Annotated in this window: 11 protein-coding genes; 1 reads left to right on the forward strand and 10 read right to left on the reverse strand. The window is 68.9% G+C overall.

From position 1 onward, the window contains the following. Window positions 1-59 precede the first annotated feature (59 nt). The 10 genes from H516_RS0108000 to H516_RS0108045 form a co-directional block, all read right to left on the reverse strand. Complete coding sequence (locus H516_RS0108000) at window positions 60-2,492, reverse strand: hypothetical protein (RefSeq protein WP_157432191.1); 2,433 nt, start codon at window positions 2,490-2,492, stop codon at window positions 60-62. Window positions 2,493-2,620: 128 nt separating this feature from the next. Next, a complete protein-coding gene (locus tag H516_RS0108005; RefSeq protein WP_169513509.1) occupies window positions 2,621-5,761 on the reverse strand; it encodes a LamG domain-containing protein in 3,141 nt (1,046 codons plus the stop codon). Window positions 5,762-6,014: 253 nt separating this feature from the next. Beyond that, window positions 6,015-6,311: a Dabb family protein gene (locus tag H516_RS0108010; RefSeq protein ID WP_022889205.1), complete on the reverse strand. Its 297-nt coding sequence runs from the start codon at window positions 6,309-6,311 to the stop codon at window positions 6,015-6,017. A gap of 10 nt (window positions 6,312-6,321) precedes the next feature. Continuing rightward, window positions 6,322-7,332: a sugar phosphate isomerase/epimerase family protein gene (locus tag H516_RS0108015; protein WP_022889206.1), complete on the reverse strand. Its 1,011-nt coding sequence runs from the start codon at window positions 7,330-7,332 to the stop codon at window positions 6,322-6,324. Next, window positions 7,329-8,198, reverse strand: a complete 870-nt coding sequence (locus H516_RS0108020; RefSeq protein WP_022889207.1) for a sugar phosphate isomerase/epimerase family protein — start codon at window positions 8,196-8,198, stop codon at window positions 7,329-7,331. Before H516_RS0108020 ends, H516_RS0108015 begins: the two co-directional genes overlap by 4 nt. Window positions 8,199-8,363: 165 nt before the next feature. After that, a complete protein-coding gene (locus H516_RS0108025; protein WP_026378565.1) occupies window positions 8,364-9,569 on the reverse strand; it encodes a substrate-binding domain-containing protein in 1,206 nt (401 codons plus the stop codon). Beyond that, a complete protein-coding gene (locus tag H516_RS19090) occupies window positions 9,569-10,762 on the reverse strand; it encodes an ABC transporter permease (RefSeq protein WP_022889209.1) in 1,194 nt (397 codons plus the stop codon). Before H516_RS19090 ends, H516_RS0108025 begins: the two co-directional genes overlap by 1 nt. Next, the gene (locus tag H516_RS19095) at window positions 10,759-11,835 is read right to left on the reverse strand and encodes an ABC transporter permease (protein ID WP_022889210.1); all 1,077 of its coding nucleotides are present in this window, start codon (window positions 11,833-11,835) and stop codon (window positions 10,759-10,761) included. The genes H516_RS19090 and H516_RS19095 overlap by 4 nt, the downstream gene beginning before the upstream one ends. Next, window positions 11,832-13,337 carry a sugar ABC transporter ATP-binding protein gene (locus H516_RS0108040; protein ID WP_022889211.1) on the reverse strand — a complete coding sequence of 502 codons (1,506 nt, stop codon included), beginning with the start codon at window positions 13,335-13,337 and terminating at the stop codon, window positions 11,832-11,834. The genes H516_RS19095 and H516_RS0108040 overlap by 4 nt, the downstream gene beginning before the upstream one ends. Then, entirely contained in the window at window positions 13,334-14,440 is a 1,107-nt protein-coding gene (locus H516_RS0108045; protein WP_022889212.1) for a Gfo/Idh/MocA family protein, read from the reverse strand. Before H516_RS0108045 ends, H516_RS0108040 begins: the two co-directional genes overlap by 4 nt. Before the next feature lie 116 nt (window positions 14,441-14,556). Between H516_RS0108045 and H516_RS0108050 the strand changes: the two genes are divergently transcribed. Next, entirely contained in the window at window positions 14,557-15,744 is a 1,188-nt protein-coding gene (locus tag H516_RS0108050; protein ID WP_022889213.1) for an ROK family transcriptional regulator, read from the forward strand. The last annotated feature ends 173 nt before the right edge of the window (window positions 15,745-15,917 follow it).

Below are 15,917 nucleotides of genomic sequence, written 5' to 3' on the forward strand. Positions count from 1 at the left end.
GACAGCCCGCTCACGCAGCGCGGGATCGATCTTCTTCGGCATGATGACATCCAATCAACTCAAAAGGATGCGGCATCAAACCTGGGACGGTTCATCTCTGCGTCCGGGATGAGCGGGCTCGAGGGCTTCACCCACGTGTACCCGGAGTATGTGTAGTGCGTGATCTTCGCGGAGGATCCCGTGACCAGTTCCGTGCTCGACGCGTCCCGGGTGGTGTGTCCCTCGGTGACCTGGGTGACGACGTACTTGTAGAAGTAGTCGGAACCGTCGCCGCTGCCCCGCCACCTCATCGGGAAGCACAGGGCAGGCTCCTCCGACGTGACCGCCTCGCACCCGGTCCCATACACCACTGAGACGTATCCGCCTGCTTCGGTGCGGATGCGCTGGAGGCGGTGGCGGTACAGCGCGTTGCTGTCGTGCTCGTCCTTCCCGACCCGGTTGCGGAGTTCCTGGTACTCGAACTTCGCCGGCGGGATATCGACGGCCGGCACCCCGGCACGGTCGGTGTTGTGCTTAACGGATTCGAGGCGCAGCATGACCCCTCTGGCGTACTCCAGCCCGATGCCCGATCCCTGGGGGACGAACGCCTCCTGCAGGGCCCACGAATCGACCGGCTGGTACGCCGATCCCTCGTACGCGTAGGTGGAGACCTTCGCGAGACGGGTGCGGCTGAAGAACGTCGGCGCGTACGTCGTGCACTCACTGGTTGACGTGCAGATCAGGTCGACCGGGGTGTCCGGCCAATGGTTCGCACGCGTCGAGGTCTGCGCCCCAGAGCACCACGACGACGGCTTCGCCAGATCGGTGATGCACCGCGGCAGGTTCGTGAACTCGACCCTCGCCAACGGGGTCGAGGTTGCAGCGTTCTTCCCGTAGTCGATTCGGGTGAGGTTGCCGCCGGCCGTGTACTCCACATTCTTTCCGTCACCGTAGAACGGGCGGTAGTAGTTCTTCTGCACCGCATACGTGTACGACGCTTCGTTGCCTGACGGGTCGATCACCTGGTCCAGCATCCACCGCCAGGTCTGCGAGCAGCGCGAGTCCGTGAACTCCGCCGCATGGCACTTCTCGCCAGGGTGGTTGCCAAACACGGGCACCGTCCACGCCGACCCTGCGTTCGTGTTCTTTCCGAAGAAGTACTGGGTGCCGTCGGTCGTGGTGACCTTCCAGTGCTCCCCCGCGGTGCCGACTTCGCCGAGGTGCTGGATCCGGGTGCCGTCATCCCGACGTGAGTGCCACAACCCGGCCACCGTGTCATCGGGAATGAGCTCGGAGCCGGACCCGTTCAGCGACAGGGACGCGTTCTGCTTGCCCCAGCACAGATCCGGGGCAGAGAAACCGCTGTTGTTCGCCGCACCGGTTTCGTCCTGATCGCAGCGGGTGTAGGTACGTTCGATGAAGCTCGCACCGATATCGAACCCTTCACCGACGGGGCCGGACTGGTTGTTCGTCGACGGCACCCGTCCGTCTGACACTGCGGAGGAGTACGACAAACCCACTTCTGGCACGGGGCCGGCCGGCACGTTCGGGGTTCGCATCGGGTACGACCAGGTGAACGCCCCGGTCGCGCCCGACGTCCCCCACGTGGACGAAGCCGACAACCCCGTCGCGGACCAGTCCCCCTGGGCCCCGGCGACCTTCGACGACAGGCCGACCCGCCCCCCGGAAGACGCGGTCGAAGTCAGGGTCGTCGCGCGGAACATCGCCGGCGCCGCACCCCCGCTTGCCTCAGGCGTCTCCTCCGGGGCGGGTTCCGTCGGGGCCGGCGACTCGGACGGCTCCGGCGCGTTGGGCGTCTCTGTCGGCGCCGGCGGTTCCGTCGCGTCCGGGCCCGCCGACGAATCAGGCGACTGGGGCACCTCAGGCACGGTCACGGCTTCAGCCGCGGTGACCGGGACCTCGACCGTCACGGTCTGCGCGGCGAAGTCGACCTCATGTGTGAGCTCCACCGGTGCACAATCTGGGTTCGTGCTGGCATCGGCGGCACAATCCGGAATCCACAACGGCTGAATACGGGATGCCCAGTCGCCACCTCCGAGACCCGCGAACGTCTCGAATGAGAGCGTCAGCTCGACCGCCTGCTCCGTACTCGCCGGCACGGTCGAGGTGTCGGATACCTCGAGCAGCACACCGGTCGTGATACCGGCGTCCTCAGCCTCTGCCGCGTCAGCGACACGAACCTCGATCTCGGCTGGGGCGCCCGCGCTGCCTGACGGTGCAGCCGACACGTCCATCCCGCCGACCTTGACCGTCACCGGGTCGGACTGGCCGTCGCTCACCGGGACATTCTCGGCGGCCGGGTCGGGAAGCTCACCCGGCAACTCCAGCGCTGCCGCCACGAGATCAGCCTCCGCATCGGGCGGGGTGATCGGGCTCGACGTCGTCGCCGACGCCTGCCCCATCCCCTCTGCCAACGCGAGATTCATCTCACGAGACTCGTTGTTCACCCCGGTCGCAGCCGACGCCATCATCGCCGGGGTGAGGCTGAACACCGCGGTCTCGACCGCGAGCAGTACCGCCAACCCTGCCGCGATCGCGATCGTCGCACGAGTCCGACCCGAGAATCCACGCATCACACCACTCCACCCGCCGATTGAACGGCCGCGGTCACGCCCGCGCATCACTGGTCGTCCCACGTCGGGTCGAGCGCGTTCAACCCCGTCGCGCCGGTGCCGAAGTCGCTCGCCTCGGCACCCTGGCACAGCCGACGAACCTTCGCGTCATCCACGATCTCCCCGGAGAACACACGGACGTTATCGATCAGCCCGTGGAACCAGTCGGCACCCATCCCGTTCTGCTGCGCTCGCCCGACGGTGAACACACCACCGGCGTCGGCCGGAGCCCCAGTCAACTGAGTTTCGGCCTCCCTGGGCTCGCCAGGGGTCGGTGCTGTAGGAGTCCCGACATTGCAGACTTGGAGTCTGGCTTGCCCACCGGTGTCGTACTCGCCGACGAGGTGCACCCATTCGCCCGTTCTCACCGGGAGGGTCGACCGGGCAGTGCCTGCGCCGGCGATCTGGAACTCCCAACATCCCGCCATCTGCTGCCCCTCCGAATCGGGGCACAGATCATCCGAGAGGTTCGGGTTGTACCCCAGCCGGAAACCGGAATCCTTCAGACCGTCCTGCGCCAAAACGGTCCCGAACTTGTTGTTCGTTTCCATCAGCTCATTCATCTGCACATGCGTGGACACGACGAACGGTTTCTTCATATCCACCACGGGCCCGTCAGTGACCGCGGCATCGTTAACACCATCGAACTTCAACGAGTGGTCGCCGGGTCGTGAGCCGAACAGTTCGTGCGGCCCGAAGTCCCAGGTCGCACCCGTGACTGCGAGCGGCCCCACGGGTTTCGGGCCGGAGTTGGCCGGCGTCGTGCCGGTGCCCTCGTCGAGGGTCCAGATCGCGTCCTCTTCGGGCGACCCAACCTCGAACGGGAACGTCGCCAGGGGCGACTCGTTGCCTGCCCGGTCGACCGACTTCACGTACAGTGTCTTGGCTCCGGCACCGTCGGTCGCGGGATACGGCACCACCAACGACTTGCCCAGGCTCACGGTGTACCGCGTCATCGTCAATTGGTCCTTGAACGACACCATGTATGCGACGACATCAGTTGATGTGTTCGGGCTGATCGTGAACTTGCCGAGCTGACCGACTCCGCCGCGCTCCCGGCTCCTCTCGTACACCGCCTCGATCTCGCCCTCGGGGTCGTCCGTCATCGGGGCGACCATCGGTGTTGTCGGGTCGACGGTGTCGACGGTGAATTCGCACCATGGCCCCCATCCGGACCACGCCGCATGCGCGTCACGCGAAGTCGCATGCCACATGTACGTGCCGTCCGCGAGCGAGGTGCCCACCGTCACATCCACCCGAGTGTCGTGATAGACCGGGTCCGTCCGTTCGCTGCGCCACAACTCCTCGGCCGCGCCGAGCTTCGACAGCGCGAACACCGCTTCCAACGAGTCTTCAGCATCCGCGTCATCCAGGTACGCCGACAACGTAGGCAGGCGGCTCCCGATGAACGGTCGTGCCGCTCCGGTCCCGCAGTCACGGTCGGGGACATCGATATGGAGAGAGCCCGGCGGCACCGGGGGACGGTTGTACTCGACCGAGATCGTCGCGTCCCACCCGAACCGCTTCCACGACGTCATCGTCGATTCGTCTCGCGGTTTCAACCCCATCGTGACCGTGCTCCAATTGTTCTCCGCGTACCGGCGCAACGCTTCGGTCGCATCCCACGTGCGGTCCCCACGGTTCAAACAGGTCGCGTTGTGCGCCTCCGTCCGAGACGAGATGTATGCCGTGGACGACCAGGTGCCGATATTGCTCCATGTGGTCGCCGTCGACAGCGAGTTCGTCAAAACGAGATCCGTGGTCGTCGCCGTACAGCTGGCCGAATGGATGCCGTCTACGGTGAAGCCTGCCTTCACGATGTTCGCCCGATCCAGGTTCCGGATCGTGTCCCAACCGGTGAACTCCCACGACAGGCGCTGCCGGAACACCACATTGCATGTCTCGCGATCCGTGCAGTAGCCGGTCCCCTCACCGCCACCGGTTTTCCACTTGTACAGCGTCCCCGTGTACCCGCCCGTTCGCACGGCGACCCACTCGGCCGGGCCATGCCCACTGAATGCCGGGTCCACATACACCGGCCACACCGTCTCCCCACTCGCGAGCATCCCCGCGTCAGGGGTGATCACGAGATTCGCCCCATCGACCTTGGTGGGCATTGCGGCGATCGCGTCGCCCGCTTGCGGCGACAGCTCCCGGTCGCCCGCGCTGACCTCCGTCACCGTGTCCGCGAGCACCATGTCACCGCCCGCGGAGTCCCACATCACCGCCGGCGCCGAAACGAACTGCGTCTCCCCGGCCGCATCGACCGCGAGCACCTCACCATCAGGACCCGGCTTCAACGCCAACCCCTCCGACAGCGCAGTGGAAAACACCAAGTCACCAGGCGCCGCAGCAACCCCACCAGGTCGGCCCGCATCAACGAGCGCAGCAAACCGGGCCGCCGCAGCCGGATCAGCAAGCTCAACGACCGGGAGGAAGCCCGTGCCGTCCACCGCGATCGACACGATCAGACGCACCCCCTCAGCAAGGTCATACACAACCTTGGAACCGTCGACTTGCGCCGCAGGCAGGGACGCCGGGAACCAGACATCGAACCGCTCCCCCTCACGAGTAATGGATCCCAACGGATCCCCCGCACCAGCAGAACCTCCCACATTCAACTCGATCGGAAACACCGGAGCCGCGACCTCGAGCACGCCCAGATCGGCGGGAGCATCGGACGGGTCCAGTGCCGGCGACACCGACCCAGGCGCGTCCACCATCAAGGAAGCCGGCGCAATCATCGGGGTGAGCCCGGTAGCAGCGTCCGCAGCATCCGCCTTGTCCTCGTCCGCGCCTGTTGGCGAAACGATCGACGTATCGAGCTCAACCCACTCACCATCGACCGACACCCGGGACGGCATCGCAGAGATCTCGGACCGGAGGTTCCCGTTCGGCAAAGCGTAGGTCGACTCCCACGGCGTCCGCTGCGACGTGATCTCAACCTCGACATCACAATCAACCGCCGCGCGCCACGCAGCGTCCTCGGCCGACGCGAACGGCTTCGAGCAATCAAAGCCCGACGCGACGGGCCGCCCGCTCAGCTGAATCCCGACCACAGCCGCGGACGACGCAACCACGGCCACCGCCACCGCGCCTGCAACCCACAGTTTTACCCGACGGTCACCAAGACGGCGGACAGAACTCACCCAAGCACCTCCGAAAACAGAAACACACGCCATGCAACCGAACCCGAGCGCCAGAACATCGAGCCCGCATCAGAAAAGCCGACCGCAGCATCAACGCTCCGGTCCAAGAGCCACTCAATCGACGCGGGCTCACAGATGTCGAGCCGAACGTGCAGTTGATGTGACACGCAGTCCGAGGTGCAGGACACAACAATCCCACAGAATCGACGTCCGGTGCGCCCGGTTCGTCTCACCGGGGAGTCATTTGGACATGTCAGAGCCGCTCGAAGTCGTACTCCTGGAACTCGGCGACCTCGGGCACCCAGCGGCCCTCGACGAAGCCGATGTGCGCGGGGTGCGCGTCGTAGGCGGCGTACGCGACCCGGTCGGCGAACACCATGCCGAAGCGATGCGTGAACGCGCTCTTCGGGCTGACCTGTCGGCTGATCGCGAAGTCGGCGACCCCGGGGATGCCGGTGAGGGTCTCGCGCGCGGTCGCGAAGAACTCCTGCTCGGCGGCGGAGCCCGGCTCGTGGACGAGCCGGAAGACGACAGTGTGCTCGATCGGCATACGGTGGCCCCTACTGGTTCGAGAACGCGGCGTCGAAGGAGACGGTCGGCCGGGGGAACAGCTTCGAGCGGATGAATCCGACGGCCTCGGCGGCGCCGTGCAGCCGGTCCATGCCGGCATCCTCCCACTCGACCGAGATCGGACCGGTGTAGCCGATCGCGTCGAGCGCACGGAAGGCGTCCTCCCAGGGCACGTCGCCGTGCCCGGTCGAGACGAAGTCCCATCCGCGCCGCGGGTCGCCCCAGGGCAGGTGCGAGCCGAGGACGCCCGCGCGCCCGGTCGAGGGGCGAAGACGCGTGTCCTTGCAGTCCACGTGGTAGATGCGGTCGGCGAAGTCGACGATGAACCCGACCGGGTCGATGCCCTGCCACATCATGTGCGACGGGTCCCAGTTGAACCCGAACGCCTCGCGCCGGCCGATCGCCTCGAGCGTGCGCACCGAGCTCCAGTAGTCGTAGGCGATCTCGGAGGGGTGCACCTCGTGCGCGAAGCGCACGCCCTCGGCGTCGAACACGTCGAGGATGGGGTTCCAGCGGTTGGCGAAGTCCTCGTAGCCCGCGTCGATGACCGAGGCCGGCACGGGCGGGAACATCGCCACGTACGGCCAGATCGACGAGCCGGTGAAGCCGACGACGGTGTCGACGCCGAGCGCGCGGGCGACCCGCGCCGCCCGCTTCATGTCGTCGGCCGCCCGCTGCCTGACCCCCTCGGCATCGCCGTCGCCCCAGGTGTACGGGCGCACGATCGCCTCGTGGCGGAAGTCGATCGGGTCGTCGCACACCGCCTGCCCGGTCAGGTGGTTCGAGATCGCGTACACCGACAGCCCGTGCCGCTTCAGGATCTCCTGGCGTTCGGCGAGGTACCCGGGCTCCTCCTCGGCGAGCTTCAGGTCGAGGTGGTCGCCCGAGCAGGCGATCTCGAGTCCGTCGTAGCCCCACTCGGCGGCGAGGCGCGCGACCTCGGCGAAGGGCAGGTCGGCCCACTGACCGGTGAAGAGGGTCACGGGGTGGGTGGCGGTCATGCCGGGTTCCTTTCGTCCTGCAGCGCGGTCAGGTATCGGATGCTGCGCGCCGCCAGTTCGTCCTGCGAGGGGGCGAGGGGGCGCCAGACCGAAGCGGCGACCGCGATCGTCGCGTTCTCGCCGGTGAAGCTCTCGAGCCCGAGTGCACCCGTGTACCCGACGTCGTCGAGCGCGTCGAGGAACGCGGGCCAGTCGAGGTGGTCGTCGCCGACGGCGCCGCGGTCGTTGCCGCACACCTGCACGTAGGCGAGGTGCTCCCCCGCCGCGCGCACGGCGTCGCCGATCGACTTCTCCTCGATGTTGAGGTGATAGCTGTCGAGCGCGAGCCCGAGGCCGGGGCCGAGCAGCGGCCCGAGCGCCTCGAGGGCCTGCTCGACGGTGTTCACGAGACTCGTCTCATACCGGTTCAGCGGTTCGATCGCGAGGCGGATGCCTCGGTCCTCCGCCTTGCGGACGACCGGCGCGAGGCTGAGACGCAGCTCGCGGTACCGGGCCTCGCGCTCCTCGGCGTCCATGCGCCACGCGCGACCGGTGGCCGCCGTGAAGGGGCCGGCCACGACCGGGGAGCCGAGGCGCTCGGCGACGCCGAGGCAGTGCACGAGGTAGTTCTGGGTGGCGACGATCTCGGAGCCGGGGGCCGCGACGAGGTTGCGGCCGGGGCCCATCGCGCCGATCACGATCGGGGCGAGGCGGTGCTCGGCCAGCAGTTCGGCCGCGGCATCCGCCGACCAGTCGCCGGGGCTCTCGACCGGGAGTTCGATCGCTCCGAACCCGAGCTCGGCCGCCTTCGCGGTGAGCGCGGGCAGGTTCTCGTCGGTGAGTGGCGATGCCCACACCCAGGTGTTGACGCCGATGGTGCGGCGCATGCTGCCTCCTTGCAGACGCTGGTGGTCGAGGTGCGAAGCGTATCGAGACCCCACCCGGTGGTCGAGTAGCGAAGCGTATCGAGACCTGTCGCGAGGTCTCGATACGCTCCTGCGTCGCTGCTCGACCACCGGGTGGATCGCTACTCGACCACCGTACTCAGGGGGTTACGGAACGATCCGGTCCTCCCAGACCTGCGGGTAGCCCGGCAGGTCTTCGCCGCCGAACTTCGCGTAGTGGCCGTCGGGCATGTTCTCGTTGAGGGCGAGGTACTGGTCGACCTCCTCCGCAGTGATCGGCGACTGGGGCAGCACCCACTCGCTCGGCACCTCTTCGCCGGCGAAGATCTTCTGCACGGCGAGGAGGGGCGTGCGCCACTGGAAGTTCGAGTACACCGGCGCGAGGCCTGTGAGCCCGGTCTCCTTCCACTTGCGGAGGAAGCTCATCTCGTCTTCACCCGTCATCACGGGGTAGTCGACGCCGGCGTCCTCGAACGCCTCGATGGCGGCGACGGCGCCGTCGCCGGCGTCCATCCAGATGCCCTGGACGTCGCCCTTGGCGAGCTCGTCGGAGATGATCTTCTTGATCTCCGCCGGGTCGGCCCCGGTGAAGTAGTCGACGGCCTCGATGCCGGCCTCGTCGAACAGCTTCTCGGCCGCGGCCCAGCGCTGCTCGAGCACATCGACACCCGGAAGGATACGCAGCGCCACGACCTTGTCGCCCTCCTCGAGCTCGTCGATGAGGAACTCGGCGGTGTCGATGCCCCACGCGAATCCGCCGATGGGGTGGATGAACGTGACGGGGCAGTCGGTCTGCACGCCGCGGTCGAACACGATCACCGGCTTGCCGGTCTCGCAGGCGCGTTCGACGGCCGGCGTCATCGCCGCCGTGGAGTTCGGCGAGATGATGAAGACGTCGCAGCCGCCCTCCTCGATGAAGTAGTCGATGTCGGCGATCTGCGTGTCGTCGGAGTCCTGCGCGTCGCGCGTCTCCATCTCGCTGATCACGCCGGCCTCCTGCAGCACCTCCAGCTGCTGGTTCATGGTGATCCATCCGGTGGTGCGCCACGGGTTCGAGATCGAGGCGTTGGCGAAGCACGCCTTCTTGGCGCCCTCCGCGGCGAACTCCGAGGTGTCGACCATCTCGGCGTTGATGTGCTGCAACCACGGCTCGCCGTCGGGGCCCTCGGGCACGACGTCCCGTTCGGCGTCCTGCTTGTCGAAGAGCTCCTGGTCGAACCACTCGACCGACTCCTCCGTGGACGCCGCGTCATCCGTCGGCGCGGCCACGTTGGGGTCGGTGGTGCATCCTGCCATCGTCAGCAGCGCGAGGGCGCCGACCATTGCGGATGCCACCGTATACCTGCGTCGCATCACGAACCTCCCTTGGTTTCGTTGTCAGCCCTCGACGTCGAGGGAATGGGTGCAGGGCGAGCGGATGCCGGGGCATCGCGCTCCTCCGCCGGTGCCGGCGAAGTCTTGTTCGCCGCGTCGGGCGAGATCGGGGTCGCCGCGTCGGGCGAGGTCGGGCTCGTGGCATCCGGCGATGCCTCGATGCCGCGGCCACGGCGGCGCGAGCGGAACGTCGTCGCCGAGTACGCGACGGCGAGGATGATGATCGCGCCCTGCACCGCGTCGCGGTACGTCGAGGGCACACCGGCGAAGTTGAGCACAGTGAAGAGCGCTTCGAGAGCGAAGGCGCCGGCGGCCGCCGCGACCACCCAGCCGCGCCCGCCGCCGAGCACGACGCCGCCGAGCACGACCGCGGTGATCGCGATGAACTCGTAGCCGCGCCCGACCGAGGGGTGCACACCCGCGTACCCGACGAGCAGCACGCCGGCGACGGTCGCCGAGAGCGAGGAGATCATGAAGGTCGACGTCTTCACCCACCAGTTGCGGGTGCCCGAGAAGCGGGCCGTCGTCGGGTTGTCGCCGAGGGCGATGATCGTGCGCCCGAAGGGCCGTTTCGAGAACCAGATCGCGGCGGCCAGCACCACCGCGAGCACCACGACCGACCAGGGCAGGATGTCGATGACGGGGATGCCGCGGATGCCGCCGCGGCCGATCTCGCGGAATCCGTCGGCGGGGTTGCCCGTCGCCGCGCCGCCCGTCCAGTAGAGGGTGCCGCCGAGCAGCGCGAGCATCATGCCGAGTGTGACGATGAAGCTCGGAACCTTGAGCAGCGTGACGATGAGTCCGTTGACGAGGCCGATGAAGGCGCCGAACGCGAGCATGAGCGCGAGCACCGGCAGCGACTTCGCCTCGTCCTGGCCGATCAGGTTGCCGGCGATCACGACCTGGGCGGTCACGACCGAGCCCATCGAGAGGTCGAACTCGCCGCCGACGATGACGAAGTACTGGCCGATCGCGACGATCGCGACGGGGGCGACGCGCTGGACGAAGCGGATGAACTGCGACGGTTCGGCGAACGACGGGTTCAGTACCGCCATCGCGATGAGCAGCACGATGAGGAGGAGGAACACGGCGCCGCGCGGGCTCACGAGCGTACGGCCGAGTGCGGCGAGGCGGGCTCCCGCGCTCGGGCGTTCGGAGGTCACGGCGCTCATGCCGCGCCTCCCTTCGGTGCATCGGCGGCGGCGACGGGTTCGGCCTGCGCGGGAGGCTCGGCGCCCGCGCTGAATCTCGGTCGTCGCCGGTCGACCGAACGGCTCGTGTACACGGCGACCGCCGCGACGATGACGACGCCGCGCACCACGTCTTTCAGGAACGGGTTCACCTGCATGACGCTCATCACGTTGTCGACGACCGCGAAGATCGCGACGCCGCCGATGGTGCCCCAGATCGAGCCGCGGCCGCCCATGAGCAGGGTGCCGCCGAGCACGACCGCGGCGATCGAGAGCAGGTCGTAGCCGCCCTGGGTGCCGACGACCGGGCTGCCGACCCCGAGCCGGCTCGCGAGGAGCAGCCCCGCGAGGGCCGCGGTCACCGAGCACAGCACATGCGCGACGATGAGCGGGCGAGCCGTGCGGATGCCGGAGAGGCGGGCCACCTGCTCGTTGCCACCGACGGCGAACATGTGGTTGCCGGTCCGGGTGCGGGCGAGGAAGAAGGCGGCGAGGAGCGCGACGGCGAGCATGATCAGCGTCGACACGGGCACCGGGCCCACACCTGTCGCACCGATCAGCTGGAACTCCCACGGCACCTCCCCGCTCGTGCCCTTGTAGTTCGAGTCGAGGTAGCCCTTGATGATGAGTCCTGTGCCGAGCGTCGCGATGAAACCGTTCACCTTGAGCTTCGTGACGATGAGCCCGTTCGCGAGCCCGATGAGCACCGCCACGACGAGCACCACGAGCACCGCGAAAGGGATGTTCGCCGGATCGCCCGCCATCAGCTCGGCCGCGATGAGGCTCGAGAGGCTCACGACGTAGGGCACCGAGAGGTCGAGCGAGGCGCAGAGGATGACGAGGGTCTGCCCGATGGCGACGAAGCCGAGCACGCTCATGCCGGTGAGGATGTCGCGGATGTTGCCGGCGCTGAAGAAGTTGCGGCCCTCGGCTCCGACGAGGACGGCGCCGATGACGATGACGGCGACGAGGGCGATGCCGACGATGAGGCTCGAGTCGAGCCGGCGGCGGGAGCCGGTGCGGCGCGGGGCGCGGGTGGGGGTGGTGGTGCTCATCGCAACTCCTCTCCCCCGACGCGCAGTGTTCCGGTGGCGGCACCGAGGATGGTGGCCTCGTCGCTGCGCGCCGGCAGCTCGGCCGAGGCGCGTCCGTCGTGCATGACGATGATGCGGTCGGACATGCCGATCACCTCGGGGAGCTCGGACGAGATCATGAGGATGGCGACCCCTTCTTTCGCGAGTCGACGCATGAGGGTGTAGACGGCGACCTTCGCGCCGACGTCGATGCCGCGGGTCGGCTCGTCGAGCAGCACCACGCGGGGTTTCGTGGCGAGCCACTTCGCGAGCACGACCTTCTGCTGGTTGCCGCCCGAGAGGTACTGCACCTCCTGGTCGAGGCCGCGGGAGGCGAGTTCGAGCGACGAGAAGACGCCAGGCAGTTCGCGCCGGGTGTCACGGGTGCGTCGCGAGAACACCGATCTGATGACGAGGAGCGCGTTGTCGGCGATCGACTGGCCCAGCGCGAGGCCCTGCGCCTTGCGGTCCTCGGTGATGAGGGCGAGACCCCGTCTCACCGCCTCGCGGACCGTGCCGAGCCGCACGGTCTCGCCGTCGAGGCGCATCTCGCCACGGGTGAAGGGCGCCACGCCGAACACCGCCTCGACGAGCTCGGTGCGCCCCGAGCCCTGGAGCCCTGCGACCCCGACGATCTCGCCCGCGCGCAGCTCGAGGTCGACCCCGTCGACGTACGCGTTGCCTGCACCGCGGAGCTCGAGACGCGGCTCGCCGATCGCGGTGCCCGACTCGGCCGCGGGGAAGTACGCGGAGATCGGGCGGCCGACCATCCGGCGCACGAGCTCGTCGGTGTCGAGCTCGGCGGCCGGCCCGCTCGAGACGAGCGCGCCGTCCTTCAGCACCGTGATCGTGTCGCAGAGGTCGAAGATCTCCTTCAGCCGGTGCGAGACGTAGAGGATCGCGACCCCGCGCGCCTGGAGCCGACGCACGATCGTGTAGAGCAGCGCGACCTCGTGGTCTGCGAGCGCCGCGGTCGGCTCGTCCATCTGGATGACGCGGGCATCGACCGAGAGCGCCTTCACGATCTCGACGATCTGCTGCTCGGCGACCGTAAGGGTGCGCACCGGGGCATCCGCCTCGATCGAATCGATGCCGAGCTCGGCGAGGAGCGCCCGGGTCTCGGCGAGCATCGCCTTCTTGTCGACGAGGCCGTGGCGCCTTGGCTCGCGACCGAGGAACACGTTCTGCGCCACGGTGCGCTCGGGCAGCAGGTTGAACTCCTGGAAGACGGTGGCGAGACCCTGCCGCGCGGCCTGCACCGGGTGGCTGAACTCGACCTCGCCGCCGCCGAGCGTGACGGTGCCCGCGTCGCGTTCGTAGACGCCCGCGAGGATCTTCATGAAGGTCGACTTGCCCGCACCGTTCTCGCCGACGAGCCCGTGCACCTCGCCGGCGTGGAGCGTGAGGCCCACCCCGCGCAGTACGGTCACCCCGAAGAACGACTTCTCGAGGCCCTCGGCCACGAGGACCACCTCGCCGGTCATACGGGCACCTCCACCCAGTCGCGTCGTTCAGCCGAGGCGAGGACCGCCTCGGTGAGGCGCACGGCGCGCAGCCCGTCGGCGAAGCGCGGCAGTCCGTCGGGCGAGGCGCCGTCGATGGCCGCGTAGGCATCGGCGACGAAGGCGTTGAACGCGTCTTGGTAGCCCATCGGGTGGCCGGCCGGCACGACGGCCAGCCGAGCGGCATCGGCGCTCAGGCGACTCGCGTCGCGTTCGATGACGCTGGATGCCTCGGTGCGCCCGAGCCAGAGGGTGTCGGGCCGCTCCTGCTCGAAGCGCACGCTCGCGTCGGTGCCGGCGAGCTCGATCGTGAGGGCGTTCTTGCGACCCGGGGCGACCTGCGAGACGAGCAGGGTGCCGAGTGCGCCCGAGTCGAGCTCGACGACGAGGGCGACCAGGTCTTCGGTCTCGATGCCCGAATGGGTGGCGCGGTCGGCGTAGACGGTGCGACTCGCGGCGTTCAGCCGCGCGATGCGCTCGCCCGCGACGAACTCGACGAGGTCGACGAGGTGCGAGCCGATATCGGCGAAGGCTCGCGAGGGGCCGCCGACGGCCCGGTCGACCCGCCAGTCGTCGTCGTGCGGGGCGGCCAGCCAGTCTTGCAGGTACGAGCCGTTGACGCTCAGGAGCCGGCCGGTCTCACCGGCGGCAACGCGGGCCCGCGCCTCGCGCGCCATCGGGTGGAAGCGGTAGACGAACGGCACCGCGGCGACGAGGCCCCGCTCGCCGGCGAGGGCCACGAGTTCGGCGGCGTCGGCCGCGGTGGTGGCGAGCGGCTTCTCGCAGATGACGTGCTTGCCGGCTTCGAGCGCCGCCCGTGCGAAGCCCGCGTGGGTCGCATTCGGGGTGCAGATGTGCACGATCTCGACGGCCGGGTCGGCGAGCAGGGCTTCGAGCGAGTCGAATGCGGTGCCGAGCCCGAGTCGATCGGCGGCCGTGGCCGCCCGATCGGGCGAGGAGGAGGCGGCGCCGACGAGTTCGGCCCTCGCCGCCCTGGCCGCGCGCGAGTGCACAGCGGCCATGAAGCCGCCTCCGACGAAGCCGGCACGTTTCGTGCGGGCTGGGGCGGTGACGTCCGTTGTCATGGGGACATGCTGACACACACCCGACATCTTTTGCTAGGCATTCGGCAAAAGTTGTTCGCCCAGGATCAACATGTCGCTCGTGTCGGTGGCGAAGTCGGTGTGCTTTACTCAGTGGCATGGTCGACATCAGCCGCGGATCGGCGCTCGGAACGTCAGGGGCGAGCGAACTGTTCCAGCTGCTGCGCGACGGCGCCCCGCGCACGCGCGCCTCGCTCGCGCAGTCGACCGGCCTCGCCCGCTCGACCATCGCCGCGCGGGTCGACGAGCTCATGCGCCTCGGCCTCGTCTCCCCCGTCGCCGACGCCGCCTCGACCGGCGGCAGGCCCCCGTCGCAGTTCGCGCTGAACCCGGCGGCTCGCATCGTGCTCGCCGCCGACCTCGGCGCCTCGCACGCGACCCTCGCCGTCACCGACCTCGCCGGCACCGTGCTCGCCGAGCACTCGCAACCCATGGACATCGCCCAGGGCCCCGAGCCCGTGCTCGGCTGGATGGTCGAGCAGGGGCTCGCCCTGATCGAGGGCCTCGGCCGCGACCGGCACGAGCTCGTCGCGATCGGCATCGGCGTGCCCGGCCCCGTCGAGCACTCGACCGGACGCCCCGTGAACCCGCCCATCATGCCCGGATGGGACCGCTTCGACGTGCCCGGCTGGGTGCAGCAGCACCTCGAGGTGCCCGTGCTGGTCGACAACGACGTCAACATCATGGCGCTCGGCGAGCAGGCGATCGCCTGGCCGCAGACCGAGCACCTGATGTTCGTGAAGGTCGCTACCGGCATCGGCTCGGGCATCATCTCGGGCGGGCTGCTGCAGCGCGGCGCCCAGGGCATCGCGGGCGACATCGGGCACATCCGTGTGGCCCGCGGCAGCGAGGTGCCCTGCCACTGCGGCAATCGCGGATGCCTCGAGGCCCTCGCCTCCGGCCCCGCCATCGCGCGGGCGCTGCGCGAGCAGGGCCTCGACGCGGCATCCGGCAGCGACGTGGTCGAACTCGTGAAACGCGGCGACATCGACGCGATCCAGGCGGTGCGCCAGGCCGGACGCGACATCGGCGAGGTGCTGACCGCGTGCGTGAGCTTCGTGAATCCCTCGGTCATCGCGATCGGCGGGTCGATGGCCCGCGCGGGCGAGCACCTCATCGCGGGCGTCCGCGAGGTCGTCTACACGCGGTCGATGCCGCTCGCGACCGAGCATCTGGCGATCGTGCAGTCGGCCGCGGCCGAGAACGCGGCCGTGCTCGGCGCCGCGATGCTCGCCATCCACCACGCGCTCTCGCCCGAGGGCATCGACGCGCTCGCCGCGCGCTGACCCCGCGGCATCCCGCTGCGTCCCGCTGCTCGCACCCGGCGGCATGCGTGCCGAACTCAGGAACAGCACGGTGTCGCACGGCGTGCCGCCGCCCGACACGCCGCGACACGCCCCATCCTTCCTGAGTTCTGCACACGGGCGGCTGTGCGGGCAGCTGTGCGGGCAGCCGTGCG

It is taken from the genome of Agromyces italicus DSM 16388 (assembly GCF_000421545.1).
Taxonomy (GTDB): domain Bacteria; phylum Actinomycetota; class Actinomycetes; order Actinomycetales; family Microbacteriaceae; genus Agromyces; species Agromyces italicus.